The organism is Streptomyces luteoverticillatus, assembly GCF_003970715.1.
Lineage (GTDB): Bacteria > Actinomycetota > Actinomycetes > Streptomycetales > Streptomycetaceae > Streptomyces > Streptomyces abikoensis.
Window position 1 is genome coordinate 4,086,878 of the sequence record NZ_CP034587.1, and the last position, 26,628, is coordinate 4,113,505.

The 26,628-nt window shown below is 69.0% G+C and carries 26 protein-coding genes; 7 read left to right on the top strand and 19 right to left on the bottom strand.

The genetic code is table 11. From position 1 onward, the window contains the following. Window positions 1–20: 20 nt before the first annotated feature. From EKH77_RS18050 to EKH77_RS18085, 8 genes are all read right to left on the bottom strand, one after another. On the bottom strand, window positions 21–992 hold the full coding sequence (locus EKH77_RS18050; RefSeq protein WP_240667400.1) for a hydroxyacid dehydrogenase: 972 nt from the start codon (window positions 990–992) through the stop codon (window positions 21–23). After that, entirely contained in the window at window positions 989–2,419 is a 1,431-nt protein-coding gene (locus EKH77_RS18055; protein WP_126915382.1) for an amidohydrolase family protein, read from the bottom strand. Before EKH77_RS18055 ends, EKH77_RS18050 begins: the two co-directional genes overlap by 4 nt. Before the next feature lie 40 nt (window positions 2,420–2,459). Then, window positions 2,460–4,046: a type VI secretion protein gene (locus tag EKH77_RS18060; RefSeq protein WP_126915383.1), complete on the bottom strand. Its 1,587-nt coding sequence runs from the start codon at window positions 4,044–4,046 to the stop codon at window positions 2,460–2,462. Window position 4,047: 1 nt separating this feature from the next. Further along, on the bottom strand, window positions 4,048–5,481 hold the full coding sequence (locus tag EKH77_RS18065) for an ATP-binding protein (RefSeq protein ID WP_126915384.1): 1,434 nt from the start codon (window positions 5,479–5,481) through the stop codon (window positions 4,048–4,050). A gap of 10 nt (window positions 5,482–5,491) precedes the next feature. Further along, entirely contained in the window at window positions 5,492–7,045 is a 1,554-nt protein-coding gene (locus tag EKH77_RS18070) for an SCO6880 family protein (RefSeq protein WP_126918129.1), read from the bottom strand. A gap of 2 nt (window positions 7,046–7,047) precedes the next feature. Further along, window positions 7,048–8,445 carry a hypothetical protein gene (locus EKH77_RS18075; RefSeq protein WP_126915385.1) on the bottom strand — a complete coding sequence of 466 codons (1,398 nt, stop codon included), beginning with the start codon at window positions 8,443–8,445 and terminating at the stop codon, window positions 7,048–7,050. Then, window positions 8,435–9,304: a hypothetical protein gene (locus EKH77_RS18080; protein ID WP_126915386.1), complete on the bottom strand. Its 870-nt coding sequence runs from the start codon at window positions 9,302–9,304 to the stop codon at window positions 8,435–8,437. The genes EKH77_RS18075 and EKH77_RS18080 overlap by 11 nt, the downstream gene beginning before the upstream one ends. A 216-nt stretch (window positions 9,305–9,520) precedes the next feature. Further along, the gene (locus tag EKH77_RS18085; RefSeq protein WP_099199098.1) at window positions 9,521–9,829 is read right to left on the bottom strand and encodes a hypothetical protein; all 309 of its coding nucleotides are present in this window, start codon (window positions 9,827–9,829) and stop codon (window positions 9,521–9,523) included. A 333-nt stretch (window positions 9,830–10,162) separates the two neighbouring features. Here EKH77_RS18085 and EKH77_RS18090 point away from each other — a divergent pair, with 333 nt between their 5' ends. Then, complete coding sequence (locus tag EKH77_RS18090; protein WP_126915387.1) at window positions 10,163–11,611, top strand: serine/threonine-protein kinase; 1,449 nt, start codon at window positions 10,163–10,165, stop codon at window positions 11,609–11,611. A gap of 38 nt (window positions 11,612–11,649) precedes the next feature. On the opposite strand, the gene EKH77_RS18095 is transcribed toward EKH77_RS18090, so the two are convergent. The 5 genes from EKH77_RS18095 to EKH77_RS18115 form a co-directional block, all read right to left on the bottom strand. Beyond that, complete coding sequence (locus tag EKH77_RS18095) at window positions 11,650–11,859, bottom strand: DUF397 domain-containing protein (RefSeq protein WP_358219718.1); 210 nt, start codon at window positions 11,857–11,859, stop codon at window positions 11,650–11,652. Beyond that, window positions 11,814–12,941 (bottom strand): hypothetical protein, encoded by a 1,128-nt coding sequence (locus EKH77_RS18100; protein ID WP_126915388.1) that lies wholly within the window; start codon window positions 12,939–12,941, stop codon window positions 11,814–11,816. Before EKH77_RS18100 ends, EKH77_RS18095 begins: the two co-directional genes overlap by 46 nt. Window positions 12,942–13,145: 204 nt before the next feature. Continuing rightward, the gene (locus EKH77_RS18105; protein WP_206279876.1) at window positions 13,146–13,550 is read right to left on the bottom strand and encodes a hypothetical protein; all 405 of its coding nucleotides are present in this window, start codon (window positions 13,548–13,550) and stop codon (window positions 13,146–13,148) included. A gap of 120 nt (window positions 13,551–13,670) precedes the next feature. Continuing rightward, complete coding sequence (locus tag EKH77_RS18110; protein WP_126915389.1) at window positions 13,671–14,132, bottom strand: carboxymuconolactone decarboxylase family protein; 462 nt, start codon at window positions 14,130–14,132, stop codon at window positions 13,671–13,673. A 231-nt stretch (window positions 14,133–14,363) separates the two neighbouring features. Next, window positions 14,364–14,795, bottom strand: a complete 432-nt coding sequence (locus EKH77_RS18115) for an RDD family protein (protein ID WP_240667401.1) — start codon at window positions 14,793–14,795, stop codon at window positions 14,364–14,366. 293 nt (window positions 14,796–15,088) lie between these two features. Here EKH77_RS18115 and EKH77_RS18120 point away from each other — a divergent pair, with 293 nt between their 5' ends. Continuing rightward, window positions 15,089–15,907, top strand: coding sequence for an ATP-grasp domain-containing protein (locus tag EKH77_RS18120; protein WP_240667402.1), 819 nt, complete (start codon window positions 15,089–15,091; stop codon window positions 15,905–15,907). Here EKH77_RS18120 and EKH77_RS18125 read toward each other — a convergent pair. The 6 genes from EKH77_RS18125 to EKH77_RS18150 all read right to left on the bottom strand — a co-directional run bounded on the left by EKH77_RS18125 (window position 15,904) and on the right by EKH77_RS18150 (window position 20,557). Next, entirely contained in the window at window positions 15,904–16,338 is a 435-nt protein-coding gene (locus EKH77_RS18125; RefSeq protein WP_164737812.1) for a DUF4279 domain-containing protein, read from the bottom strand. The genes EKH77_RS18120 and EKH77_RS18125 overlap by 4 nt on opposite strands. 34 nt (window positions 16,339–16,372) lie before the next feature. Then, window positions 16,373–16,792, bottom strand: a complete 420-nt coding sequence (locus tag EKH77_RS18130) for a DUF4279 domain-containing protein (protein ID WP_164737813.1) — start codon at window positions 16,790–16,792, stop codon at window positions 16,373–16,375. Window positions 16,793–16,835: 43 nt separating this feature from the next. Beyond that, the gene (locus tag EKH77_RS18135; protein WP_126915393.1) at window positions 16,836–18,848 is read right to left on the bottom strand and encodes a putative adhesin; all 2,013 of its coding nucleotides are present in this window, start codon (window positions 18,846–18,848) and stop codon (window positions 16,836–16,838) included. Beyond that, on the bottom strand, window positions 18,845–19,213 hold the full coding sequence (locus EKH77_RS18140) for a DUF6507 family protein (RefSeq protein WP_126915394.1): 369 nt from the start codon (window positions 19,211–19,213) through the stop codon (window positions 18,845–18,847). The genes EKH77_RS18135 and EKH77_RS18140 overlap by 4 nt, the downstream gene beginning before the upstream one ends. A gap of 160 nt (window positions 19,214–19,373) precedes the next feature. Further along, window positions 19,374–19,565, bottom strand: coding sequence for a DUF397 domain-containing protein (locus EKH77_RS18145; RefSeq protein WP_126915395.1), 192 nt, complete (start codon window positions 19,563–19,565; stop codon window positions 19,374–19,376). 8 nt (window positions 19,566–19,573) lie between these two features. Beyond that, window positions 19,574–20,557: a helix-turn-helix domain-containing protein gene (locus EKH77_RS18150; protein WP_240667403.1), complete on the bottom strand. Its 984-nt coding sequence runs from the start codon at window positions 20,555–20,557 to the stop codon at window positions 19,574–19,576. A 167-nt stretch (window positions 20,558–20,724) separates the two neighbouring features. Here EKH77_RS18150 and EKH77_RS18155 point away from each other — a divergent pair, with 167 nt between their 5' ends. The 5 genes from EKH77_RS18155 (at window position 20,725) to EKH77_RS18175 (ending at window position 26,517) form a co-directional block, all read left to right on the top strand. Continuing rightward, entirely contained in the window at window positions 20,725–21,165 is a 441-nt protein-coding gene (locus tag EKH77_RS18155; protein ID WP_126915396.1) for an ATP-binding protein, read from the top strand. A gap of 18 nt (window positions 21,166–21,183) precedes the next feature. Further along, window positions 21,184–22,962: a serine/threonine-protein kinase gene (locus tag EKH77_RS18160; RefSeq protein ID WP_240667404.1), complete on the top strand. Its 1,779-nt coding sequence runs from the start codon at window positions 21,184–21,186 to the stop codon at window positions 22,960–22,962. A gap of 71 nt (window positions 22,963–23,033) precedes the next feature. Further along, the gene (locus tag EKH77_RS18165) at window positions 23,034–24,059 is read left to right on the top strand and encodes an NlpC/P60 family protein (protein WP_276319224.1); all 1,026 of its coding nucleotides are present in this window, start codon (window positions 23,034–23,036) and stop codon (window positions 24,057–24,059) included. 292 nt (window positions 24,060–24,351) lie between these two features. Continuing rightward, entirely contained in the window at window positions 24,352–25,065 is a 714-nt protein-coding gene (locus EKH77_RS18170) for a phosphatase PAP2 family protein (RefSeq protein ID WP_126918136.1), read from the top strand. 318 nt (window positions 25,066–25,383) lie between these two features. Then, window positions 25,384–26,517 carry a hypothetical protein gene (locus EKH77_RS18175; protein ID WP_206279877.1) on the top strand — a complete coding sequence of 378 codons (1,134 nt, stop codon included), beginning with the start codon at window positions 25,384–25,386 and terminating at the stop codon, window positions 26,515–26,517. The last annotated feature ends 111 nt before the right edge of the window (window positions 26,518–26,628 follow it).

The following is a 26,628-nucleotide window of genomic DNA, read 5'->3' on the forward strand; positions in this document are numbered from 1 at the left end:
GGGCTTTCTTGCGTTTGGGGCTAAGCCAACCGGCAAAGGTCTTCCCTTCTCACCCGTCCTGACAAGGGCAGCCCCCGCACCCACCGTTCCGTTTCCTCCACCACCCACACCCCCAGCCTTCGGACCTCGCTCCCCTGTGCTCCCGCGATATGCGGAGTGACCAGCACATTCGGCAGGGAGAACAGCGGATGCCCCGTCGGGAGTGGCTCCGGCTCCGTCACGTCCAGGAACGCGTTGAGCCGCCCCGACGCGCATTCCCGCACCAGCGCCTCCGTGTCGATCAGTGAGCCGCGTGCGGTGTTGACGATCGTGGCGCCGTCCGGAATGAGAGCCAGTCTGCGGGCGTCCAGCATGTGCCGGGTTTCCGGGATAGCGGGAGCGTGAAGCGTGATGACTCTGCTGCTGCCGCACAGTTCCTCGAGACCTACCACCTCGACACCCAGCTTCGCCGCCTCCGGGGCAGACACATAAGGGTCGTACAAAAGCACCCGGCAGCCCGTATCCGCCGCGACCAACCGCTCAAGGACCAGCAGTCCGATGCGTGACGCCCCGACGACACCGACCGTGCGGCCGTCGCCTCCCTCCCGTTCCGCGAATCCGGGCCAGGCGGCAGCGCCACCCGCCGCGTATGCGGACGCCGCTGCCACCGCCTTCTTGGCCGCGAAGGTGATCGCGGCGAGGGCGTAGTCGGCGACCGGGCCGGCATTGGCGTCGGCTGCGGAGGAGACCATGATGCCCCGCTCCCACACCGCCTCCGTGACCAGCCATTTGACGGACCCGGCAGCATGGAGGACCACCCGCACGCGTGGCGTCCGGGCGAGGAAGGCTTCCGTGAGCGGGGGGCTTCCCCAGCCCGTGATGAGAACGTCGGCCTGTTCCGCCGAGCCTCCCACGACCTCCCCACACGCCGCGAGCCTCGTCCGTAGGTCGGCGGGCAGGATCGCGTCCGCTTCCCGCCGGCCCATGGTGATCGCGATCCGGGGTTCGCTCATGCTCCCGAGCCCATGCCCACGGGCGGCTTCAGCTCGGCCGCCGCCTGGGCGATCTGGGCGAGCATCCGGCGCCGTTCCGCCCGGTCGATCAAAAGGCCGCGCGTCACCACCGAGTCGATGCGCTGTGTATTGCGGATGTCGTCCAACGGATCGGCTTCGAGGACGACGAGGTCGGCGGCCTTGCCGGGCTCGATCGTGCCGAGGACGGCCTCCAGGCCGAGGGCGCGGGCCGGCGTGGTGGTGGCGGCCCGTAGGGCGTGGGCCGCCCCTAGGCCGGCCCGGGTGAGGTGTTCCAGCTCCTGGTGGAGGGCGAAGCCGGGGACGAGATAGGGGGCTCCGGAGTCCGTACCGGCGAGGAGGGGGACGCCGTGGCGGTGGAGTTCGCCGACGATCCGCGCGTGATGGGTGTTTAGATCGCGGACGTCGGCATACTCCTGCTCCGTTCGGCCGCCCAGCAGCTCCTCCAACTGGCCCGGCCACGCGCCGGTCAGCCATTCGGGCAGGTGGGCCCACTCGGGGGCCCGGTTCGGGAGGGTGTCCGGGCGCTCCATGACGTGGTGGATGCCGAGCGTCGGGGTGACGAAAGTGCCGTTCGCGGCCAGGCGGTCGAAGACGCGGGCGGCCCGTTCGGGGTCGTGGGAACGGGCGGCGAGCGACTCCAGTTGGTGGACCCGGCGGTACCAGCGGCGGAAGCGGGCGACCGACCCGGCTTCCGCCGGATCGACCCGCAGACCGTTCTCCAGCTCGCGGCGGAGCATCGGCTGGTCCGAACTCGTCGCGGTGAGCAGGGGGTGAAGGTGTTCGATGGTGCGTTGACCGGCGTCGGACGCCTCCGTGACGGACACGGCGTCGGGGCAGTGGCCGGCGTACGGGATCTCTTGCCGTCGGGCTTCGTCCGCGAGGGCGAGATAGACCTCGCGCGTCAGCCGTGAGTACACCTTGATGAAGTCGGCGCCCTCCTGCTTGATGCCGCGGACGGCCTCCCGCGCCTCGGCCTCCGTGCCCGCCTCGACGACCGGGACGGGTGAGACGTCGTCGGTCCAGAGGCTGGGCCGTCCGTCGACGAGGGTGCTGCCGATCACCCACCGAGGGCCCGGGAATTCACCCCGCTCGACGCGGTCGCGGCCGGCGCGGACGGCCGGTGTGCCCCACATCTCCCGGACGGTCGTCACGCCGGTGAGGGCGTAGAGCGGGGCGACGAGCTCCGCCGGGCCGTGGCTGTGGGTGTGCATGTCGATGAGACCCGGGATGACGTACTTCCCGGAGAGGTCCATGACGCGGGCCCCGTGCGGGACGGGCACCTCGGCCGTCCGGCCGACCGTCGCGACGCGGCCGTCGCGGACGACGACGGTCATGTCCTGCTCGGGGCTGTGTGTTCCCGGGGCGGCGATGAGCGTGGTGTGGGTGAGAAGGAGGGTGTCGTGCATGGCGTTACCCCCTGTCGCCTTGGCTTCGGTGGCTTCCGTGCTAGCCGGTCGTAAGGGTGCGGCGGGGCCAGCGCGCCCGTCCCTGCTCCTCGGAGCGCATCAGCGCGTACGTGGGGAGGCCCTGTGCCTCGCCGTGCTCCAGGAGGTCGGGCAGGGCGGGCAGCGGGGCCACGGCCGCCACATCGTCGAGGACGAGGGTGAGTGGTGGGTCGAGCCGGCCGGAGGATGACCGTGCGGCCATGCGGCGGCCGTGCTCGACCACGCTTGAGGCGAGTGCGGTCAGCAAGGGCATCGCACCCGGGCGGGTGCGGGGATCCTCAATCGCCTCACCCACCACGTACAGCGTTCCCCCTTCGGCGATGAATGATTCCGGCGCCGGCGAATTGACTCGATTGGGGTTACAGGCGTCCCGGATGTGGACGGACGTCAGGGCGCTGAGCGCCCGGGCGGCCAGCTCCTGGGCCATGTCGCGGCGTTCGGGGTGGCCGGTGAGGGCGGATTCCAGTTCGCCCGCGGTGCCGCCGGTGGCCTTGGGGCTGGTCCGGAGGATGCGGACCGGTTCGTGGGCCGACGTCCCCTGGGCCCAGCGGTGCACCTGCCGGAAGGGCCGGCCGTCCACGGCGGCGGCGTGCAGCCAGCAGCGCAGCAGGGTCTCGGCGGTGTCGGCGGTGGCCGAGTCGAGGGTGCTGAGGGGCCGTACGGGCGCGAGGAGGGCGGCGGCGCGGGTGGTGGCGGTCTCGCGCGACTCGCAGCCCGTTGTGGGGCTCCAGCGGAGCCGATCGGGGGTGTCGAGGAGGTGGCTCGGGTCGAAGACGTGGACCGGCCCGAGCTTGGCGCGGGCGGTCTTGGTCTCGGCCCAGAGGCCGGGATCGCTGGTGACGACCAGCGCCGGCCCGGCGGCCTCGAGAATCGCGCGTGCGGCGGGGGCGCGGCGGTCGGTGGTGTAGAGGAGGCGGTGGGAGGCTGACGGTGGTGGGACGGCGGGGGTGGCTGGAGCGGCCGGTGTGGTGGCCGGGACCGGGGTCGTCGCCGGAGCCGCCGCCGAAGCCCTTGTCGACGCTTCTGCGTCGGCTGCCCGCGGCTCGCCCGTGTCGGCTGTCCGTGGCTCGGGGATGGCCGTGACAGCCGATTCCACCGCCGGCGCGGCCTCCGTCACCGGTGCAGCCGCTGGCACGACGACAGCCGTCGGCTCGGCCATCCCTGGCGCGCCCGCCGTCCCCGCAGTTCCCGCCGCCCCCACCACCCGGCGGGCCCGTACCGCACGCCAGCGGGCCAGTGTGCCGATCACGAACGTCATCAGCACCACGGCCACCAGCAGCTCGCCGATGAGGATGCCCCAGAACAACCCGTACCCCGACAGGGCCTCCTGCGGGGTGCTCGGCCAGGCGGAGGGGAGGTCGCGGGGCTGGGTCATCAGATGGCGCAGGGCCTGGGGGGTGCGGGTCAGGGTCACCCCCTCCGGCCAGCCGCCGTGTTCGGCGAGGGCGGCCAGGCCGGTGGCCGTCCAGACGAGCAGGGTCAGACCCAGCAGAAAGGCTATGACGCTGAGCAGCAGGCCATCCGGAATTCCACGCTCCACACCCGGGTCCCGGTGCCGCGCCCGGTCCCCGCCCCCCGAGGAGGCCATTTCACGCCACCGTCGATTCCGAGGATCCGTAGGTCGCGGCGGTGCCGTAAGGCTCGTCGGCGAAGGGCGATTCCCGTGCCGCGGCGGCTCGTTCCGCCGCCGCTGCCTCCGCCGCGAGTTCGTGGGTGCGGTCGCCGTCCTCGGTCATGGCCCGGTCGGTGTAGACCAGGGGGCGTTCGGCGTCGGTGATGAGGTGCTTGACGACCTGGACGTTGCCGTTGACGTCCCAGACCGCGATGCCGGGGGTGAGGGTCGGGATGATCTCGACCGCCCAGCGGGGCAGCCCCAGGACCCGGCCCGTGGCCCGGGCCTCGTCCGCCTTCTGGGCGTAGATGGTCCTGGTGGAGGCCATCTTCAGGATCGCCGCGGCTTCCTTCGCCGCCGCGCCGTCGACGACGTCGGAGAGGTGGTGGACCACCGCGACGAACGACAGGCCGAGCCGTCGGCCGAACTTCAGCAGGCGCTGGAAGAGCTGGGCGACGAACGGGGAGTTGATGATGTGCCAGGCTTCCTCGACCAAGAAGATTCGCTTCTTCCGGTCCGGCCTGATCCAGGTGTGCTCCAGCCAGACACCGACGATCGCCATGAGGATCGGCATGGCGATGGAGTTGCGGTCGATGTGGGAGAGGTCGAAGACGATCAGGGGCGCGTCGAGATCGATGCCGGCCGACGTGGGGCCGTCGAACATGCCGCGCAGGTCGCCGTCGACGAGCCGGTCCAGCACCAGGGCGACGTCCAGGCCCCAGGCGCGTACGTCGTCTATGTCGACGTTCATCGACTCCGCGGACTCGGCCTCGGGGTGGCGCAGTTGCTCGACGATGTCGGTGAGGACGGGCTGCCGGTCGAGGATCGACTCGTTCACGTAGGAATGCGCGACCTTGAGGGCGAAGCCGGCGCGTTCGTCGAGCCCCCGGCCGGTGGCCACCTCGATGATGGTGCGGAGGAGGGCGAGCTGGCCGGTCGTGGTGATGGCCGGGTCGAGGGGGTTGAGCCGGATGCCGCCGTCGGCGGCGGCGACGGGGTCGAGGCGGATGGGGGTTATCCCCAGCTGTTGCGCGATCAGGTTCCACTCGCCGACGCCGTCCTCGCCCTGGGCGTCCAGGACGACGACCTGGCGGTCGCGGAAGCGCAGCTGCCGTAGGACGTAGGTCTTCTCCAGCGCGGACTTGCCGTTGCCGGACTCGCCGAGGACGAGCCAGTGGGGGGCGGGCAGTTGCTGGCCGTAGAGCTGGAAGGGGTCGTAGATGTAGCCCTTGCCGGAGTACACCTCACGACCGATGATCACGCCGGAGTCGCCGAGGCCGGGGGCCGCAGTGGGGAGGTAGACGGCCTGCGCCTGCCCGGTGGAGGTGCGGACGGGCAGCCGGGTGGTTTCGACCTTTCCGAACAGGAAACTGGTGAAGGCGTCGGTGACGGTGGCGAGCGGGTCGAGCACGGCATTGCCCCTATCGTCGGATGCCGGTCGCGAACGGCAGCGTGTTGACGAACGCCCGGTGGTGCTCGCGGTCGCACCACTCGAGCTTGAGGTAGCTCTTGCCGGCCGAGGCTCTTATGGTCCGCTTGTCGCGCGCCAGGGCCTCCGGGGAACGGGATGACACGGTGATGTAGCCGACGAGGTTGACGCCGGCCGCGCCGCTGGCGAGGTCCTCGCCGCGCTGGTCGACACGGGAGTGGTGGGCGACGTCGCGCGGGTCGACGACACGGTTCATCTTGGCGGCGCGGGAGGCGTCCGCGTCGTCGTTGGTCTTCTCGGTCAGCATCCGTTCGATGGCGACGTCGGTCGGCTCCAGGTCCATGCAGACCGCGACTGTACGAATCACATCGGGGGTGTGGACGAGAAGGGGAGCGAGGAAATTGACCCCCACGGGTGTCATCGGCCATTCCTTGACCCACGCCGTGGAGTGACACCAGGGTGCCCGGGTGGACGACTCGCGCGTCTTCGCCTGGAGGAACGTGGGTTCCATGGCGTCCAGCTCGGCCGGCCAGGCGTTCCGCTTCGTCATCGCCTGGATGTGGTCGATGGGGTGGTCCGGGTCGTACATCGAGTGGACGAGCGAGGCGAGGCGCGCCTGGCCGAGCGGCTGGCGGACGCGGATGTCCGCCTCGGCGAGACGGGCGCAGATGTCCGTGAGCTCGCGTGCCATGACGACGGCGAGGCCCGCGTCCTTGTCCAGCCGCCGCTTGCCGGCCTCGTGCCGGGAGGCGCGGGCGATGGCCTGGGCCTCGGCGGCCAGTTCACGGCCGTAGTGCATGCAGGCGACGAGGTAGGCGCGGTGCTGCTCGGAGGAGGTGGAGACCATGGACTGCAACTGGTCGTAGGAGTCCTTGAGCCACTCCGGCGCCCGTTCGTCGCCCCGCCGCTCGACGTCCTTGGCGTGGGCGTCCGGGTCGGCGGGGAGCGTGCGGGCGAGCATCTGGATGCGGGTGACGTAGCCGTCGCCGTTGGCGACGTGCTTCAGGAGCGTGCCGAATCGTTCGACCAGTGCTTCCTGGTCCTCCGAGTCGCGGAGGCCGACGCCCGGGCCCTCGATCTCGATCGCGGCGGTGACGGTCCGGCGGTCGGCGTGCAGCAGCACGGCGATCTCGTCCGGGCCGAAGGGCGCGGACAGCCAGTTGATCCGCCCGATCCCGGGCGGCGGTCCGACCTCTATCTCCCGCCCGTCCAGCCGGGTGCCCGCCTCGATCGCACTGGACCGGTACGTCGCACCGCGACGCAGCGTCCGTTTGTACGAGCGGTTGATTTCAAACCACTTGTAGAACGTGCGGTTCTTGTACGGCACGTAGACGGCGGCCAGCGACAGCGCGGGGAAGCCGGTGAGGGACATGATCCGCAAGGGGAGGATCGGCACCAGCAGCCCGCACATCATGCCCAGGAACGCGCCCACGACGATCAGCGCGATCTCGCCGGTCTCCCGGTTCTTGCCGACGACCGCGTTGGGACGTGCGCGGCCGATCAGATACGTACGGCGGGGCGCGATCGGCTGGGACTGGGCCGGGATCGTCAACTCCGCTCACCTCCGGATGTATTGCGCTTGCTGTTGTTCTGCGCGTTGTTCTGCGCGCGGGGCGCGGGCACGGCGGCCGTGCCCGGCACCGAGGCTGCGGAGGGAGCACTTCCGTTGCCGCCGGACGGGGCGGTCGCGGGGCGGGCGCTGTGGGCGGTGACACCGCCGCTGACAGCGCCCGAGGGGCGGGCCGCCTGGGACCCGCCGCCGTCGCCGCGGGTGCTGTGGGTGGTGATGCCCTGCTTGACCAGCGCGGCGGGCGAGGAGATCACGGCGGCGGCCTGGCGGGAGGCCGCGTCCTTGCTGGCGTTGCGGCTGCTGACGATCTCGTCGCCGAAGCCCGGCACGAAGCGGTAGATCATCGCACTGGCGAAGATGGCGAGGAGGATGATCGCGAGGCCGGAGACCACGGCGGAGAAGGAGTTCGGCCCCTTCCCGGAGGACAGTGCTCCGGCGAGGCCGAGCACGATCATGATGATCGGCTTGACCAGGATCACCGCGATCATGATGCCCGCCCAGCGGCGGACGTGCCCCCACATGTTCTTGTCCACCAGCCCCGCGTACACGGCGGTGCCGAGGAGCGCGCCCACGTAGAGCAGGGCGGCCCGGATCACCAGCTCCAGCCACAGCACACCGGCGGCCAGCACGGACACGAGCGACACGACGATCAGCATGATCGGCCCGCCGCCGATGCCGTTGCCCTTCTGCAGGGCCTCGGCGAAGCCGCCGAAGAACTGGTCGTTGTTGGTGGACGAGCCGGTGGCGATGACCTCCGTGACGGCGTCGGTGGCGTTCACGACGGTGTAGAGGATCAGCGGCGTGAACGCGGACGCCAGCACCGTCAGCCACAGGAACCCCACGGCCTCCGTGATCGCCTCGGTGAACGGCACCCCCCGCACCGCCCGCTTGGCCACGGCCAGCAGCCACAGGACGAGGGTGAGGATGGTGGAGGCGGCGAAGACGACGGCGTACTGGCGGAGGAAGGGCGTGTTGGTGAAGTCGACATTGCCGGTGGAGTGGACCGCAGTGGAGAGCTTGTGGATGATCCACGACGCGGCGTCGGCACAGCCCTTGGCGAGGGACGCGAGGGGGTCGGTGACGGTCTGGGGGTCGTTGGGGGAGGTGGAGGTGCCGGGGTTTTTGCCGCCTTGGCAGTAGTCCTTGGCGGGACCCCGGATCAGGTCACAGGGGTTGTTGCCCGCGCTCGGGCTGCCTGACGGGGTAGGCGTGGGCGTTGCCCCCGCGCTGCCGCCCGGTGTGGGGGTCGGTGTCGCGGCCGGTGTGCCCGTCGGCGTTGGTGTCGGAGCGGCGAATGCCCGAGCCGAAAACACGACCACCGTCGTTTGAACGGCTGTCGCTGCGGCCGCGATGGAGAGGCGGCGACTAGCGGGCATAGGTGAACCCTCCGAACCCTTCGACGGCGTCCGACATCTCCTTGGCAGAGGAGGCGGCTTGGTCACGGCCGACCGGCGTCGGGCCGTCCTTCTGCGTGAAGCCGGTGATCTTCCAGTCGCCGTCGACCCACTTCAGGTCGAACGTGTTGGTGTACCAGCCCTCGGAGACGGGCTTGGTCGACCCCTCGCCGGCCAGCCCGAACAGCGACGAGTACCAGACCGCGACACTTGCCATGTCGCCTTCGTACTTGACGATTTTGGTCCCGGTCGGGTTCGTGCGGGACACAAAGGTCATGCCCTTCGGAGCGCTTCCATTGGCATCTAGGCCGATCTTCTTCAGGAAGCCCTGGTCCGAATACACCTTGTCGAGCTCGCCGCCGCGGACAGCGGCGGCATCGGGCGCGTAGACGGCCTCGACGATGACACGACGGCTGTCCTTCCGGAACATCCCGTCGCCCCCCAACGCCACCGCGAAGTTCGCCGCCGCCGACTGCGCCCCCTGCTCCGAATGGGCGAATCCGGAAGCGATGCCACCGGTCTTGCCGTCGACCGGCTTGACCCCCGTGGGAGCGGTCGGGCTGCCGCCGGGGCGGCGCGCGTCGGCGCCGGAGGGGGCGTCCCCGCCGGAGTCACCGCCCCGGTTGGCGAAGGCGATCGCCGCGATGAGCAGCACCACGACACCGACGGCAGTCACCAGGTTCCGGCTGGATGGTCGGCCCCCGCGGCCGGAACGCCCGCCTCCGCGCCGCGTCGGCGCGTAGGGGTCGACCTCGCCCTCCGGAAGCCGCGTGCGCGTCATATGACGGTCGTCGCCGTAGCCGCCCTGGCCGCCACCGTAGCCGTCGTCGCCGAGACTCATCGCTCGCCTGCTCCCTCATACGTCATGGCCGGCTTGCCGCCCGTATATGACGGTAGCGGTGTGAACGGAATCCCGGGGGAGGGCGTGGGGGAGTGAGGGGGCATCAGTTGGCAGCCTCGATGAAGGTGGGCTGGGGGACGAGAGGGCCTGCGCTGAGACGAAGCACCGGCGGTGCGCACGGGATCGAGTGGGGGTGGAAGGGGCGCGTGGAGGGGCTCAGACCGCCATGCCGTAGACAATGGTGAACAGCGTGCCGAGCGAGCCGATGATGAAAACGCCGGTCAGGCCGGCGACGATCAGTCCCTTGCCCTGCTCGGCGCTGAAGGTGTCGCGCAGGGCCGTGGCACCGATCCGCTGCTTCGCCGCGCCCCAGATCGCGATCGCGAGGCAGAGCAGGATCGCGACGGCCATGATGACCTCGATCATCACCCGGGCCTCCCGGCCCAGTTGACCGAAGGGACCCCAGTTAGGGGCGATTCCGCCAATAATGGTGTTGATGTCGCCTTTACCGGCCGCCAAGAACATCTCTAACTCACCGCCCCATACGGGTAGTTGTGTCCACCCCGCCGCACGGCAAAGGCCGGAACCTATCTTCGCTGACATACCGCCGTTCGCATGTCGATTTGGCGGCATTTTTTGTCGGAACCCGTATGACCGGCGGTTGCATGGCCCTGACCTGCGACGAGGCCCGTTGTCAGTGGGGGTCCTATGGTGACTCTGTGTATCACGCGTATGGACGGCGGGCAATGTCCGGCCATGTGAGGGGTATCGCAGGGGGGACGGGGATGTTCGAACGGCAGTGTGTTCGGTGGGTACTCTTCCTGGTCTGCGCATGGTTCAAGATCAAGGGTGGTACGGGTGCTGGTAGCCGGTCGGTACCGGTTGGGGGAGCCGCTCGGCCGCGGCGGCATGGGTGAAGTCTGGCAGGGGCAGGACGAGGTGCTGGGCCGTCAGGTCGCCGTCAAGCTCCTCCTGGGCGACGACGGCGACGAGTCGGCAGCCATGCGCTTCCGGATGGAGGCCCAGACGGCCGCCCGCCTGAACCACCCGCAGGTCATCGCCGTGTACGACTTCGGCGAGTGGGAGGGCCGCTTCTACCTGGTCATGGAGCTGGTCCAGGGATCGAGCCTGGCGGCGGAGCTCGCCGAGCGGCACGTCCTCGCGCCGGCCCGCGCGGCCGACCTGGTGGCCCAGACCGCCTCGGGCCTGGCGGCCGCGCACCGGCAGGGAGTGGTCCACCGGGATGTGAAGCCCGGCAACCTCATGATCGACGCCGCCACCGGCACGCTCAAGATCGGCGACTTCGGCATCGCCCGCTTCGTCGACGAGACCTCCGCTGGGCTGACCCGCGCGGGCCAGATCGTCGGTACGAGCACCTATCTCGCCCCCGAACGCGCCCTGGGCCGGACCGCGGGTCCCGAGTCGGACGTGTACGCGCTGGGCTGCGTGCTGTACCAGATGCTGATCGGTCGACCCCCGTTCTGGGACGAAAACCCGACCGCCCTGCTGTACCTCCACGTGGACAGCCCGCCCGAACCCCCGCGCGATTACCGCCCCGACGTCCCGCCCGCCTTCGAGGACTACCTGCTGAGGATGCTGGCGAAGCAGCCGGAGGAGCGGCCGTCGGCACAGGAGGTCGCGGACTTCTTCTCGGGCGCGGCTTGGCGAGGCACGCCCCAGCCGTCGTCGCCGCCCATGACTTCGCCGTTCGCGGCGGGGGCGCATCGGACCGCCCAGCCGGCAGCAGGGCTGGCTGAGGCGCCGGCCGTGGCGGCGGGGTCGCCGCCTGAGCTCCCGTCCGTACCCGCTGCCGCGCCATCAGCCACGCCCTCGGCTGCACCATCGGGCATGCCTGCGACCATGTCCCCGGTCGCGCCCTCGGCCGTACCGTCCCAGGGCGGCGCCGGACCCCGGACGGGCTCGTCGGCCGTACCCCCGCATCTGCAAGCGGCGCCCATGCCCCACGTGCCCCCCGTGGCCACGGGAGTGCCACCCATGCCGTCCGCCCCGCCCGTGACACCCGTACCGGCCGCGGCGCTGCATCCAGCGCCGCCCATGGCGTCAGGGCCGGTGTCGGGGCCGACGTGGGCTCCGGTGGAGCCCCTGGGCTCAGCCTCCCACGTACCGCCGTTGCCGCCGGCGCTTCAGCGGGAGACGACGACCACGTACGCGCTGCCCTCCGTGCGGACCAGGGCTGCTGCTGCGGCCGGCGCTGCCGGGCGGCAGCGACCGAAGGTACTGCTCGCGGCCGTCGCCGGAGTGATGGTCTTCGTCGTGGCCGCGCTGATCGGCGCCGCGCTGTTCTGAGCCCGATGGTCGCCGAGGGGCGGGAATGAGCCTGGAGTCTAGTCGTCGATTCCCTCGACGAAGTGGTCGAACTCGCCTGCCCTGACGCCCAGGCAGAAGGCCTCCCACTTCTTCTCGGTGGTTACGACGACCGTCTCCGGGTTGATGTTCTCCCGGATGTAGACGTTCCCGTCGCCGCCGAAGGCCACCTCCAGGTATTCGGTCATCGTCTCGTCGTCAGTGGCCGGGATCCAGTTGAGCTCGGGCACGGCAACGCCCCTTCACGCGATGGGATGTTCGGATGAACGTCGGCGACCACGATAGAGGAGCCCGCTGACTCCCGAAGCCTGCTCAGTGCCTCCTGAATGGTGTGAATCATCAACCGGGGCCGACGGAAGACGTCGTCGCCGCTGAACCGGAGCAACTGGCGGATGCCCTCGCAGCCGGAGAGCTCGTTGAAGCGAAGGATGTCGTTCTGGTGCGCGGACCGGCTGCCATGCCAGGTGTGTCCCTCGATCTCCACGCCCAGCCCTTCCGTCCTGAAGAGGAAGTCGAGCCGCAGCAGTCGGCCGTTCGGCGTCGTCACCTCGGCTTGCGACTCCGGATGCAGCCCGACGCCGTGCATCCACAGCCGCGCCATGCTCTCCGCCGGGGACCCGGAGGCCGGATCGGCCAGCGCGAGTGCCTCCCGGGCCGACCGCACGTTCCGCCGGCGGCGGCCGCATCGTCCGTCAAGGTGTCTGCCAGGGCGTCCATCAAGGCGTCCGTCAGGATGCCTGTCAGGACCCAGCGCCTCGCGGATCTGCTCCCGGTCGGCCAGCCCCTGGCCGAGCACGAAGTCGGCGGCGATCACGGCCTCGTGGGCAGGCAGGGCCATCAGCAGGTCGCAGATGGTGCGGAGAGCCGTGGTGACCCGCACACCGGCGACCACCGTGGTCTCACGCGCCGCCAACCGTATGGCGTGCACGACGACGCCGGGCACCCGCGTCTGCCCCCGTCGACGCGGGTCCGTGAACTCGACGACGTCGTCGCCGACGACGCGGGTGACGCGGCCGCGCCGGACGGTCCGGCCGTGCGGAAGGGCGGGAATGCCGTACAGAGCCGCCGCCGAGCCATGGCTGCCCACCCACTCCGGATGTCTCAACTGCACCGCGAGCAGGCGCAGCCGCGTATCGATCCGCAGACCCGGCTGCCCCCATGTCCCGCAGTACAGCCGAGACCAGCCGGCCCGTCGTAACGCCCCCGCCGCACCGCTGGGCCGCAGCCCGCACTCGACGGCCTGCGTCGTGAGCAGGACGCCGCCTTGCGAAGCGGCGACCTCATGAAGATTTCGCTGATCCCCCCGTTTCATGACCCCAGGACACCGCATGGAGCGGAATCCCGCGAGGCCTGTGGATAACCCGGGCGTCCGGGGTAAGAGTCGCTCCGTTCCGCCTGCGTTTATCTCGACCCCCTGAGGGGCGAGATTAAGGTCGGTGCTGTTTGTCGCACGGCAAGCCCCGCCCCGGCGAACCGGCGGCAGGGACCTGTCGCGTGACAGTCGACAGCTACATCGTCACCACCGGTCGATGCCCATGGTCTGCGCCGCGCTGTGGATCGCGTTGTAGTGCGGGATCGACATGTCGGATTTCTTATCCTTCGCCGGCAGATGCTTGTCGGTCTGCCGGAACTCGTCGCGTGCCGCGGCCAGCAGGCTCGTTCCGTAGCTGACCGGCACGTCGGGTTTGCCGTGAACGGGGTGCGACTTGGCGGCCGTCTGGCTTCCCGCGTTGGCGAGGATGCTTCGCGCCTGGTTGTACGCGGCCGCCTTGATCGTCTTCGGATTCGCCACCACGGCGTGCATGCCTGATTCCGCACGGCCGTGGTCGGCGCTGATCGCGGCGGAGGCGGGAGCGACGACCGTGGCGACGACGCCGACCGCGACCGCCGCGGCGAGACCGGTCCGGGTGATGAGGTTCATGAGGCACCTCTCTTACTCGACGGAAGGGTTCCGGTTCTTGCGAAGGAGACTCTTCCCGTGAGGGATTGGCGTCCGATGAACGAAGGATGGACGCGCTGGTCACCGGGCGACGGCCCGGCCTCAGCCCCAGGTCGTACCGGCCGGCTCCTCGATCGTCGTGTTGATGCGGTTGAAGAAGTTGGTCGTGGCGACCATCAGGATGATGGCGGAGAGCTGCTTCTCGTCGAAGTGGTCCGCCGCCTCGTCCCAGATCTCGTCCGGCACGGCCTTGCCCGAACGGTCGGCGATCCGGGCCGTGGCCTCCGCCAGCGCCAGGGCGGCGCGCTCGGCGTCGCTGAAGAACGGCGCCTCGCGCCAGGCGGCGACGTGGTGCAGCCGCTCGTCGGACTCGCCGGCCTTCTTCGCACTGGCGATGCCGCCGTACACACAGGCACTGCACCCGTTGATCTGGCTGGTCCGCAGGTGCACCAGCTCCAGGACCTGCTGCGGGGCGTCGCCCTGGCGGATGGCCGACATGAGGCTCTGGACGCCCTTCATGGCGTCAGGCAGGACGAGTGCCGGGTTTTTCATGCGCGCGTTCATGGTGTGTTCCCCTTCGCTGCCGTGACGACCGGTGCGTCTGCCGCATCGGCCGCTCGAGGTCCGTCACCGCACTGACGGATGGCGATGGGGGAGTGTGACGGATGGGCGAGAAGAACTTTCTGGCTGAGCGATTTGAGGAGCCCTCCCCATCTCCCTGCGGTGGCGTACCGCACGCCGAGTCCGGGCGGGCCTGGGCCCGCCCGACCTTGCCGTCAGCGAGCGGCACACGAGTCACAGATGGTTGGCGGTGATACCCCAACGACGCTTGACGACCACGCTGGATGCGGCCTTGTCGTGAATGCACTGGCGCAAAGGTTTGTCCCAGAGGCAGGAGAGCGCGTTGATCAGTCCACCGAGGGGGACGAGGCCGATGAACTGGTAGACGGCCCAGCGCCCGAAAGCGCCGCCCAGGGACAGGTTCTGCCCGTCCGAGACCCGCGCGACACGCAGCCCGCAGATGCGCTTGCCGAAGGTGCCGCCGTAAGCGTGCGTCATGATGGGCTCATAGAGAGCCATGCTTCCGAAGAACACTATCGCCATGGCTACTCCGCCGGCGTCGTTGTTCTCGGTCAGCCCCATCATGGTCATCCCTACGGTAAAGGCGATAGGGCCTCCCCCGACCACGATGATGAGGATGTCGACGATTCGGGCTCCGAGTCGCACAGCCGGGTTGGGTAGAGCCTCGTCGGGCGGTCCTGGCCTCGGCGGTGTGTACGGCGGGTGGAACTGGGGCTGGTATGCGCCGTATCCGTGGTGCGGTGGTTGCTGGTACTCATGCATGCGGGCGGTCCAATAGAGGCAGTGGTAATCGTTAGCGGTTGTGGTTCGGGGGCAACAGGGGGTGAACGATAGCGGGGGGCTGTGCACTTTCCTCGATCTGAGCCGACCGAGGAGCGGGGGCAGCGCTCAGTCCGGGCCCCTGCGACCGACCGTAGGTCAGTGGGATCGTATTGGCTGTGAACAGCACTGGCTTCTTGGCGCATGCGCCGCAGTACTCGACGACGGGTGAGCTTCTGTCGGCCGCCGCACGGCGACGGGGTATGGACGTGGAAGTTCTGCCCACCAGCGGTGGGGCAGGCGCATTGACCGGACGGCCAGGCGGTCATTACTTCGGTGGGCCTCTGTTCGCTGCTGGAGTTGTGGACGATCTCGAAGTCTCTCTCTTGGAGCCGCCGGATGATTGGCTGACGTCTTTGCCTTTCGAGTACGTCCTGCGCAACATTGAATCGTCCACTCTGGGAGAAGCACGGCACCTGTCCCGACCCGCGTTTGTGAAGCCGCCGAGTGACAAGAGCTTTCCGGCTGCGGTCTACGCCGATGGCAATCGGCTGTCCGGAGCTGCGCACTTGCCGCCGGAGACGCCGGTACAGATCAGTGATGTAGTCGGTTGGGCAAGGGAGTTCCGGCTGTTTGTACTCGACGGTGAGTTTCGTACGGGCAGCCAGTACGCCGTATTCGGCCGTCTGGACTCGGCTCCGCTGGCAGGCCATCCCGACGAGGATGCCGTGCTGCGGTTCGCGGAGGATGTTCTGGCGGCCCGTGGTCACACACTGCCCAGCGCGGTCGTGCTCGACGTGGGCCTCGTGGCGGCGCCTGGAGGTGGTGCTGATGGCTGGGCCGTCATCGAGGCCAACCTGGCGTGGTTTGCCAACTGTTATGCCGCAGATCCGGAGTACGTCCTGGACGTCGTACTGCGCGCGGCCGGGCCCCGGTCGCGGATGTCGGCACGAGATCGCCGGTTCTGTCGCTACCTCAAGGAATCGGAAATGGATTAGCGGAGCATCGACTCCAGCCAAGCCGAGTCATCTTCGCCCTTTGCCACGCGAGTAGTGAACGAAATAGGGATACCCAACTGCTCGATCAACGCGATGGTGTTGGCATTCAATTGGCATGCCGAGTTGGACGTCACGAAACCTGAGACGTCAATGTGCATCCGGTACCCCTGCGCGCGGAGCCCATCCAGTCTTCCTTGCAAAGGAAGTAGATCACTTACCAGAGCTGTAATGTGTTGCTCGACGTCAGTCGACTTCTCGGTCGGCCGATAGCTCCATGAGGTTTCAGCGAGCACGGCAAGGCCCGTCCCGGCCTGGCGCGGCTCTGTGCCCTTGAGCCCGAGGGCCGCGTCAACGGCCTCGAGTGCGAGGCCTGGCCTGGAGACGATGAGTGCAGCTTGTGCCGATTCCCAGCCGGATCCCTGATCAAGCATCGGTCGTCCACCTGTTTCTTTCGATTTACTCTGGCTAGCGCTCATTAATTTTTGGAATTACCTTGAGTGGAATCCCTAGATGCATGATCCGGGTGAGAAGTGTGTGGGGGATCACGAACGTCGCGCCGTCGCCTGCGTATCCGCGGATTTCAAGGTGAACCTGGTGATCGGTCGCGCGGAGACTTCCGAGCTCACCAGTCTTCGACTCGACCAGGGAGAGAAGATGGGCCAGTTGCTCGGCGGGGCCCTTCGCCGTGCGTTGATCGCACTCCAGCATCCAGAGGCCATTGGTGTCGTCGGCAGGGCGCCAGCGACTCGGCCCAGGGAGGCGGGAACTGGTCGGCTCGATCCCCAGCGCCGCCGAGACGGCTCGGGGGTCGAGATCCGGCTTCTCGATGGTGAGGGACACCGTGGTCAGCACCCAAGATCCCGTGGCTTGCACCGTATCGGTCATCTCTGTTTCCAGGTCTCCTGAGAAGAATCTACTCGTAGACATTCTAATACTCGATGTCGCGGCAAGCGGCCCAATGGACGTCGCCCATGCTCGGTTTCAATATCTGAGACAAAGGGGTTCGTTCGCTTACGGTCGTGGACTTCTCAAAGACGCTGAACCCTCCACCCATGCCGGCAGCGGGCGCGTCCAAAGTGTAGTCAGGGATAGTTTCGCCCGGACGGAATGTTTCCACATAGCCTCCTGGGTAAATTCCGGCCTCCACTGTGAGGCCGTTGAGTCCAGGCAGCAGATCTCCATGCGGAACATAGAAGGAGATGGTCGTGCCCGGTGGGACCGTCATCTCACCAGCTCCCCTTCGCAGGTATCCATGGCCGGCAAGAACTGTTTGGCCGTCGGGTCGACCGCCTTCGAAGACACGAGTCGCGTGGTAATGACCGTCGTCGGGTGCGTAGCGGGACTTGTCGATCACCTGTGGGTTGCGCTCGATGAGGGCCTGTTTCACCTCCTGCGGAGCGGGCAGCGGGTCACCCGTACCTCGGTGACCTTCTTCGTGCGGTGTGCTGGCGGAGTGTCCGGTCGGGTCGTCGCGGTGAACCGGCGGACCGTCGCTCCCGTGGGAATCCCCGCTGAGGTGAGTGCCTGTTTCGTGGCTGTGGCTGTCGTTGTGGGCGGTGTACGTGCTGTCCGCGTCGTGTGGGATGCGGTTGGCGTGTGAGCCTTGGGGGGCCGCGTGGTCGGCAGCGCCTGGGGTGGCGGGCACGTGGTGCTCGTGAGTGCCGGGCTGGGATTCGCCCACGCTGGGTGCACGGAGGTGACCCTCTGGGCCCAGGAGGAGGGCTTTGCCGTCCGCTGCCGTGTATTTGAGGGACTCGCCGGCCGGAGTGGGGGTGTGGTCCGGCAGTTTGCCGAGGCTCTGCTTGAGTTCGGCCGCCAGATCGCCGACCTTGAGGATCGCGGGCTTTGCTGCTTTGAGGCCCAGCCGGGCGCCCTTCACCGCGTAGGTAGCGGGGTCGATGACTTCTACGACCTTGGCGGCGGTGGTGATCGCCTTGGCAGTCACTCCTGCCTTGGTCGCGGCGGTCGCCTCACCCACGGGAGTCAGGAGTGTCAGGCCGTTGAATGTAAGCGTGCCAAAGGCGCGACAGGGATTCTTGCCCCACTCGTCCCATGCGACGAGGCCCTTGGACGCGCCGTTGGCGGCCTTTTTGTAGTCCCTGCCCACCTTGGGCAGCCATGAGTCGGGCAGATACCTGGCCACCTCGGCGCCGGGGACGTAGTTACTGGCGAAAGCCAGCAACGCCATGTTCTTCAGGGCCTCATGCGCCTGGTCGGCGCCGTCGACGCCGACCAGCGTGCCCAGTCCTCTGATCTGGGCCCAGGTGCCGTCGATGAGGAAGCCCTTGGCGAAGGCCGTCGTCCCATCGACTGCCTCGTGCCAGAACCACTCCGCGCCCTCGTACTTGCGCTTCTCGACGTTGCCCCATGGGGTCTTCTCCGCCTTCGCGGCTGCCTTGGGGTCGTAGCCGTACATCCCTTTCTTGTGAGTGCCGTCGTCCTCGACGAGGCGCAGGCTCTTGTCGAAGAGGCCGGTGATCTTGTTGAAGGCATTGCGTTCAGCCGCGTGGAACCTCTCCTGGGCCGCCGTCACGGCCTGGATGAGGTGCCTGTTTTCGTCGGTCTTGCTCTGGTTCTTGAGCCACTTGTCGTCGTTGCCGATGGACGCCCGGAAGGCGACGGCCTGTTCACGGAGGCGGTCCAGTTCCTGGACGATCGGGCGGACCTCCGCCGCGTACTCGGACAGGGCCGACTTCACCTTGTTCAGCTCGTCCGCGAAGTGGGCCGCCCGTTCTCGTACGGGCAGGGTCGAGTGGAGGAGCTGTCCGGCCTCGGGGGCCTCGTAGTGGGCCGACAGGCCCTGGAAGGACGCGTGCGTGTCCGTGCCTGTGGCGCGGATGTCGGACGCGTCCTTGGCGAGGCCGGATATGTCGCCTATCAGGGCGTCAAGGTTGCCGGTGAAGTGAGGAATGCTGATCGGGTCTATCGGGGAGCTGTTCACTTCTTGGGTCCGCCCAGCTCCTCCGGCGTGGGAGCCTGGCTTGCCGTGCGCTGAGTATTCGCAGCCATTTCCGTGTCGCCCTGCACGTAGGCCGCCGTCGCGTCCACCGCGCCCTGCAGCGACTTCTTCGCCCTCACGGCGATGTAGGTAAGCTCCGGTGTGGCGTGGTTCGCGTAGGCCTTGAGCGCGAGCCCTACGAGGCCCTCGCCCGCGTCGCACGGGCCCGCCAGGCGGCCGGCGTTACCTGCGGCGGACTCGACGTGTCCGACGTATGAGTTGCCCTGGTTCGCCAGTTTGCCTGCGATCTCGGCCGTCCTGGCGACCACTCCGCGTACGCCGTCGGGCTTGATGTCCCATCTGGACATGGCGGCGCCTGCCCCTCCCCTGAGAAACGATTCCCTTGCGCGTCAGCGCTCGGTTTGCGGCGCCCCCGTGCTCCGCACGTGCGTCCGACGCACGGTCAATCTTTCTATCACTGAGCGTGAGGGGGTGCGCATGAGTATTCGTACTCAGGCGTGTTGGCCGTCAGGTGGTCGCCCGTGAGTAGCGGAGCAGCGCCCGCAGGGTGTGGGGGGAGAGGGAGAGGGTGACGGTTGGGGTGTCGCTCTCGCGGAGGTGGATGGTGGTCGTGTCGTCGCCTGCGGACAGCTCTATGCACTCGCCGTTGTTGCCGCTCGGTCCGCTGAAGGTCGACTTCTGCCATCGGGGCTCTGACATGACTTCCTTCACATCGTGTACATCAGGTGCTGGATGAGGCCAAGGGAATCCTTCCTCGCATGGAACTCAGGTTCGACTTGGTCGTCAATCGGCGGCAAGGCGGAGGTGCTGAGGGACTGGAAGAAATGGGAGAACTGGTTCAGATGCTCTGGGTCGCTGATGAAGGGGGAGGCGACGGGCTGTTCCACATAGGCGGTGTTCAGTTCGGGAACCGGGCCTTCGAAGAGGACGAACGGCGTGCTGGATGTCGGCGGGTTGATGCTTGCCGTGAAGGGGAGGATCTGCACCTGCACGTGGGGCAGGCGTGCCATCCCGACCAGATGGAGGATCTGGCGACGCATGGTGTCCTCGGGCACGAACTGCATGCGCAATGCCGCTTCGTGAATCACGGCGTGGAAGCGCAGCGATCCGTCCTTCAGGGCCCGTTGGCGGCTTAGCCGGAACTGGACGTACTTCTCGATCAGCGCCGGTTCGGTGTGAGGTTCGGCCGACTCGAAGAGGGCCTGCATGTACTCGGCGCTCTGGAGGAGTCCTGGCATGTAAAGCCACTGGAACGAGCGGCATCCGATGGCGGTGGCTTCGAGCTCGGCCAGGTCGAGTGCATGCGGGCCCTGGACGTTCTTGTAGTCCGTCCACCATCCCTTGCCTGTGGATCGGCTCATCGCCACCAGCGCATCGACCAAGGGTTCCGAACGGCAACCATAAGCTTCGGTGAGCGCCCGCAACTTCACCTCGGGAATGGCTGTTCGGGCTGCTTCGATATGGCCCAGGTGGGCCGGCCCGAGGTCGGCAAAGGCTGCCGCGCGCCCGACGGAGAGGCCCGACGAGGTTCGTAGCCTGCGCAGCTCGACGCCCAAACGCCGTTGTCGCTGCGTGGGGTTCGTACGTAGGCCCATGGCGTCCTCCTTGTGATCGTGAGCAGTCTGCCGGTTTTCGGTGCCTTGGTGGCACTCGTTGGGGTCAATCGACTGGAATCGGTTGCCGATCGGCAACTGGACTCCCTACCGTCGAACCCGACCCGCCCTCCCCGGCCCATAAGCCGGAAGTGCACCGCGTCCGCATGCGCGCCCATCCGCGCCCCGTATGCGTGCCCGGCAACGCCACCGCGATCAGCCGCACGGAGGGCTTCCGGCAATCGGTGAAGCCCAGGAGCCACGTCATGTGTCCCATCACCACCGTCGTCCCCATCCGTCCCGACTTCTCCCTCGGTTTCCTCCCCGTCCCGAGCCTCGTCCGGGAGGTGCGTGCTGCCGTGCGCGCCCTCCTCGTCACCGCTCACCGCGACGACCTCGTCGACGACACGCTTCTCCTCACCTCCGAAGTCGTCACCAACGCCGTCAACGCCTGTCGCGGCAGCTCCTGTACGTCCCTCGTCACCGTCTACGCGAAGTGGATGTACGGCGGCGCCCTGCTCGTGCTCGTACGGGACTACGCCCCCGGGGTGCCCCATCAGCGGGCGTGGGCCGTTGATGCCGAGGGCGGGCGGGGGCTGGATCTCATCCGGGGTTGTGCCACCCATTGGGGCGTGTGCCGGCACGGGAGCGGGCCCGGGAAGGCCGTCTGGTTCCGGGTCGCGGCGACGGCGCGGGGTGCTCAGTGATCAGGGACATGATCAGATGTGGCACAGTCTCACCTCGTGGAAGCGCTACGACCTCAGGACCCCCCGCACATCGGTGTGCACACCGTTCTCGCCCGGCTCGGTGCCGGGGGGATGGGGCAGGTGTATCTGGGGCGGTCGCCCGGTGGGCGGCAGGTGGCGATCAAGGTGATCCGGGAGGACTTCGCCGAGTCGCCCGAGGCGCTGGCGCGGTTCCGCCGGGAAGTGGAGACCGTGCGCGCCGTGCGCAGCGCGTACACCGCCAGCCTGATCGACGCCTCGCTCGAGGCGACCCCCTACTGGCTCGCCACCGAGTACGTGCCCGGGCCCACCCTCGTGGAGGCGGTACGGGCGCGCGGGCCGCTGCCCGCCGATACGTGTCTGCGGCTGTTCGCGGCGCTCGCGGAGGCGCTCTCGCATGTGCACGAGCACGGGGTGCTCCACCGCGATCTGAAGCCGCACAACGTCATCCTCTCGGCCGTCGGGCCCAAGCTCATCGACTTCGGCATCGCACGCGGCGCCGAGCAGACCGCGCTCACCCAGGCCGGTGCCGCGCCGGGCACGCCCGGGTACACCGCGCCCGAGATCATCACCCGGAACGACGTCAGCGCCGCCGCCGACGTCTTCGCGCTCGGCGCGACCATGGCCGTCGTGGCGACCGGGCGGCCGCCCTACGGCGAGGGCTCGCTGGAGTCCGTGACGTACCGGGTCGTCCATGGGGAAGTGGACGTGGCCGGTGTGGAGCCGGTGCTCGCGGAGCTGATCCGGGAGTGCGTCGCGGGCGATCCGGGCAAGCGGCCGGATCCCGCCGGGATCATCGCGCGGTGCGCGGTGAGTTCGGCGATCGTTGACGATCCGGTGTACCGGGAGTTGACGGCGGCGGGCGGGACGCCCACGGTGCCGCCGCCGGTCGCTCAGCGGACGCCCACGGCCCCTGGGGCTTCCGCGCCTCCGGCCGGGTACGTGCCGACCTTGATGCCGGGGTCTGTGGGTGGAGCCGCGGGTGGGGCCGTGGGCGGTGCCGCCGCATCGCCTCGTCGTACCAAGCTGTGGCTGACCGTCGGCGCCGCTTCCGTCGCGCTGGGCGTCGTCGCCGCGCTCGCCGTCCAGTCGCTTAGCGACGACGACGCTAAGGGCAGCGCGGACAAGGCGCTGGGCAAGGAGCAGGCGAAGCCGGCCGCTTCCCCCTCGGCGTCGGGCTCGCCGTCGGCGTCCGGCGCGCCGTCCGCCGGTCAGGGCGACGGCAAGGAGCCGGCCTATATCGAGGCGACCAACCCCAACCGTGATTTCTGGACCCCCAAGGAAGGGGACCCCGACGGCCAGGGCTCGTGCGGCCTGCCGCCCGAGGAACGGGCCGGCCGGGGCGAACTGCTGGCCTCGATCGTGAACGTCGAGAACCCGGCGAGTCACCAGATGTCCGGCAAAGTAAAGATTTCGTTCCGCTTCAAGTACGCCGACCCCGCCCTCCCTCGGCCGTACTTCGTCTCCGTGGCTGTCAAACCTCCACATGAGATCGACTCGAGGACGGGCAAGCCGTTGGCGGGCTTGGTGAGCGCAAACCTCGGTCTGGGGTTCACCAGCAAACCGGTGAACCTCCTGCCCGACGGCGTGTCCGGCTTCGAAGGCAAGGACATCCAACTGACCTACCCCGACGACTTCCAGCAGTTCGTCATGGGCGAGCCCGTCGGATCGGCCATCCCCGTCGGGAACGACCCCGGTAACTGGACTGTGCTCTTCCAGCACGTCAAGGGCACGAAGGAGTACGCGAGTTTCGACTGCCGTGGCTTCGTCGCGAAGTAGTCGGGAGCGGTTCTCGCACGATATTCCGGAAACGGCAGTGCAAGGCGCCTGCCATGGGGGAAGGTTGACGGGTGCGGAAGCTCTGGGTGGGCGTGGGTGTCGGCATCGCGATGTGCCTGAGTTTCGTCGGGCTGCTCGTTGTCGGGGTGTACGTGGCCGCCGGGAACATCACCGGTCTGGGCAAGGGCGGCACGGTCGGGCTCGCCAAGGGCGCCGTGCCCGAGCAGTACCAGGCGCTCGTGGCCAAGTGGGGCAATCTCTGTCCCGCCCTCAACCCCGCCGTGCTGGCCGCCCAGCTCTACACCGAGAGCAACTGGGACCCGACGGCCAAGAGCCCCGCCGCCGCGATGGGGATCGCCCAGTTCATCCAGGAGACGTGGGACACCGAGGGCATCGACGGCAACGGCGACGGCAAGAAGGACATCTGGGATCCGGCGGACGCCATTCCGTCGGCCGCCTCCTATGACTGCCAGCTGTCCAAGGACGTAAAGGGTGTGGCCGGTGACATCACGGACAACATGCTGGCCGCTTACAACGCCGGCCCGTACCGCGTCATCAAGGCCGGCGGGGTTCCCGCCATCAGCGAGACGCAGGGCTATGTGAAGTCCATCCGCAGCCTGGAGAAGAGCTTCGCCCGACCGGTCGGCCGGGTGGCGCCCTCGCAGCAGGCGGCCGGGGCCATCTACTACGCCCAGGAGAAGCTCGGCACCCCGTATCTGTGGGGTGGTGACGGCGGGCCCGAGGACAACGGCCGCTTCGACTGCTCCGGGCTGACCAAGGCCGCGTACGCCTCGGTCGGGATCGAGCTGCCGCGCGTCGCGAACGACCAGTGGAACGCCGGTCCGCACCCCAAGCGGGACGAGCTCCTCCCGGGGGATCTCGTCTTCTACGCGAACGACCTGAACGACCCGCGCAGCATCCACCACGTGGGTCTCTACATCGGCGGCGGATACATGATCCACGCGCCGCGGACGGGCGCCGTGATCCGGTTCGAGAAGATCGACTCGCAGCCGGACTACATCGGCGCCACCCGGGTCACCGCGGACGGGGCGAAGGCGCTGCCCGCCGCGCAGGGGGCGGCGGGGAGGAAGGCCTGAGCCCTCCTCAGATCGGGGTGGTGGTGTGTGATGCCGCATCAGGTGCGAATGGCTTGAACTCCCCGTGAATCTCTCCCCTGAGCTGGGGTGATGGGTCACCCTTCGATAACGTCCAGGTGATCATTGGGTGGAGAGTGGAACGGCGGGCCGGAGTCGGGCGTTCCATTGGAGTGGGAAAGCAGCGCCGCGAGCTGCGGCGCACGGACCACGGGGGTCAGTGGCTGGGCGTGGTGTCGGGCGACAGATAGGGGCGGCGGCGATGGCTGGACTCGTGACGGGAGACCCCATGCCGGTGGCCGTGCTGGCCGGGGGTGAGACCAACCCCGACGTCAGCCTGCTCTACGACATCAACGGCATCGCCAAGGGCGCACCCAACTGGGCCGATCGGGCCATGGAGTTCATCGGCGAATACGGCATCCTCTTCGGCCTCGCCGTGTTGATGCTGTGCGCCTGGTGGAGCGTTCGCAAGAGCAAGGACGCCCCGGCCGGGACGGCCGCGCTGCTGTGGTCGCCGCTCGCGGCCGGGATCGCCCTGCTGATCAACGTGCCCATCCGGGGGTTCGTCCGCCGGCCCCGGCCCTTCCTCGACCACCAGGGCCTGGAGGTGCTGGTCAAGGGGAAGACGGACTTCTCCTTCGTCAGCGACCACGCCACGCTGACAATGGCGCTCGGCGTCGGACTGTTCGTGGCCAACCGGAAGTACGGGCTCATCGGCATCGGGCTCGCCCTGCTCGAGGGATTCTGCCGGGTTTACATGGGCGTGCATTACCCAACGGACGTCGTCGGCGGGCTGGCGCTCGGGACGGCCGTCACGCTGCTTCTCGCCCCGCTGGCGATGATGCTGCTCACGCCGTTGACGCGGTGGGTTGCCGGGACGCGGCGAGCCGGGTGGCTCGTTCGGGCGGGGTCGGCTGGTGCCGGGGCGGATTCCGCTGTCGCGGTGGCGCCTGGGGTGGCGGGATGTGAGCGCGGCGTTCGGGCGCACGATCGGGATCTGGCCGCCTGAGTGCTCCGCTGCAGTGCGTTCGCGTTCGTCTGCGGGCCGGTGGGGGCTGGTCGCGCAGTTCCCCGCGCCCCTACGGGGCGCCCGACGTGCTCGTTACGTGATCCTCCGCGTCCGCTCGCGCCAAGGAGCGGGCTCTGCGGGCCGGGCCGTACCAGCCGCACGTACAGCGCGCCGTGCAGAACGAGCCCCGTTCGCTCGTACTGATGATGTGGTCAGCGGGATCGGACACGTGACCACGCTACCCGGCCGTGACGACCGCCCCGGGGCGGTCGTTGGAAGAAGCGGGTTCCACTAGCGTGCGGCAGGGGGCTTACGGCCATGGCGGTGCAGGGACGCAGACGCGGAGGCGCGATCGTCGCCACCGCGCTGGCGGGCGGCATCGCCCTCGGGGTGTTCGTCGTCTCCGGCTGCGCCGAGCAGGGCGGGCCCGCCGAGCGGGGCCAGGACGGCAAGGGCTTGTGGCACGCGGCGAGCGGTCAGGTCCGGCAGGCGCAGCTCGAGGGCCCGGTGGGGGTGGATCCCGCGCGGGCGCTCGCCGTCGTGCGGCACGCCCCCGAGGCCCTGGTCCGGGCCGGGGGCGCCAGGGTGCGGACGTCCATGGAGACCGTCAGCGGCGGGACGCGGCTGACGATCCGGGGCAAGGGCGGCTACGACTTCACCCGCCCGGTGGGACGGCTCACCGTGACGCTGCCCGAGGGTGCCGACGGGAGCGTCGGCCGCCGGGCGATCACGGAGGTCTTCACGCCGGGCGCGCTGTATATGAAGAACCGGGGCGCGGGTGTTCCCGCCGGCAAATGGGTCCGGCTCGACACGGGTGCCCTCCCGGACGGCGATCTCCTCACGAGCGGTGCCACCGACCCCCTCGCGGCGGCCGAGCTGCTCGGCGGGGCGCGCGAGGTGGCGTACGTACGGGACGAGTGGATCGGCGACACGCGCGTGGGGCACTACTGGGGGACGATCGATCTGGACCGGGCCGCGCGCGCCGCGCCCGAACGGGACCGGGCCGCGCTGGCAGCCGCGGCGAAAGGGTTCTCCAGTGGGACGGTCGCGTTCGACGCCTATCTCGACGAGGCGGGACGGCCGCGGGTGCTGCGCTACCGCTTCGGGGTCGGGGCGCGGGACGCACGGGCCGGCGGACGTGCGCCGGTGGGCGAGACGCGTGGGCCGGGGGGTGAGACGCGCGGCCCGGTGGACGGGACGCGTGGCCCGGTGGGCGGGATGGGGGTCGCCACGGCCCCCGCGACGTTCTCTCCCGGCGGGGGCGCACCTGGCGGAGGCCTTCCCGGGGCGCCCGCCTATCAGCGGCAGAGCGCGGCGCCCGGCACGCCGATGGCCACCCCGATGACCGTGGTCTCGACCGTCGAGCTCGGCTCCTTTGGATTCCGGCCGGACATCTGGCTTCCCGCGCCCGCCGAAATCTATGCGGGCACGGTCGCTTCGCCACAGAAATAACGCGGGAGGACATGGTTGGCCATGGAAATGGTCCATCTGTGCCATGCGCGGTGTGTGTACCGATCACTACGCTGGAAAGCGGTGACCTGACGGCCCAGGCCGGTGAGTCCC

Coding starts and splice junctions, on each gene's coding strand:
- EKH77_RS18050 (WP_240667400.1), bottom strand. CDS start 992: ATGAGCGAACCCCGGATCGCGATCACCATGGGCCGGCGGGAAGCGGAC.
- EKH77_RS18055 (WP_126915382.1), bottom strand. CDS start 2,419: ATGCACGACACCCTCCTTCTCACCCACACCACGCTCATCGCCGCCCCG.
- EKH77_RS18060 (WP_126915383.1), bottom strand. CDS start 4,046: ATGGCCTCCTCGGGGGGCGGGGACCGGGCGCGGCACCGGGACCCGGGT.
- EKH77_RS18075 (WP_126915385.1), bottom strand. CDS start 8,445: ATGCCCGCTAGTCGCCGCCTCTCCATCGCGGCCGCAGCGACAGCCGTT.
- EKH77_RS18080 (WP_126915386.1), bottom strand. CDS start 9,304: ATGAGTCTCGGCGACGACGGCTACGGTGGCGGCCAGGGCGGCTACGGC.
- EKH77_RS18085 (WP_099199098.1), bottom strand. CDS start 9,829: ATGTTCTTGGCGGCCGGTAAAGGCGACATCAACACCATTATTGGCGGA.
- EKH77_RS18100 (WP_126915388.1), bottom strand. CDS start 12,941: ATGAAACGGGGGGATCAGCGAAATCTTCATGAGGTCGCCGCTTCGCAA.
- EKH77_RS18105 (WP_206279876.1), bottom strand. CDS start 13,550: ATGAACCTCATCACCCGGACCGGTCTCGCCGCGGCGGTCGCGGTCGGC.
- EKH77_RS18110 (WP_126915389.1), bottom strand. CDS start 14,132: ATGAACGCGCGCATGAAAAACCCGGCACTCGTCCTGCCTGACGCCATG.
- EKH77_RS18125 (WP_164737812.1), bottom strand. CDS start 16,338: ATGCTTGATCAGGGATCCGGCTGGGAATCGGCACAAGCTGCACTCATC.
- EKH77_RS18130 (WP_164737813.1), bottom strand. CDS start 16,792: ATGACCGATACGGTGCAAGCCACGGGATCTTGGGTGCTGACCACGGTG.
- EKH77_RS18140 (WP_126915394.1), bottom strand. CDS start 19,213: ATGTCCAGATGGGACATCAAGCCCGACGGCGTACGCGGAGTGGTCGCC.
- EKH77_RS18145 (WP_126915395.1), bottom strand. CDS start 19,565: ATGTCAGAGCCCCGATGGCAGAAGTCGACCTTCAGCGGACCGAGCGGC.
- EKH77_RS18155 (WP_126915396.1), top strand. CDS start 20,725: ATGTGTCCCATCACCACCGTCGTCCCCATCCGTCCCGACTTCTCCCTC.
- EKH77_RS18175 (WP_206279877.1), top strand. CDS start 25,384: ATGGCGGTGCAGGGACGCAGACGCGGAGGCGCGATCGTCGCCACCGCG.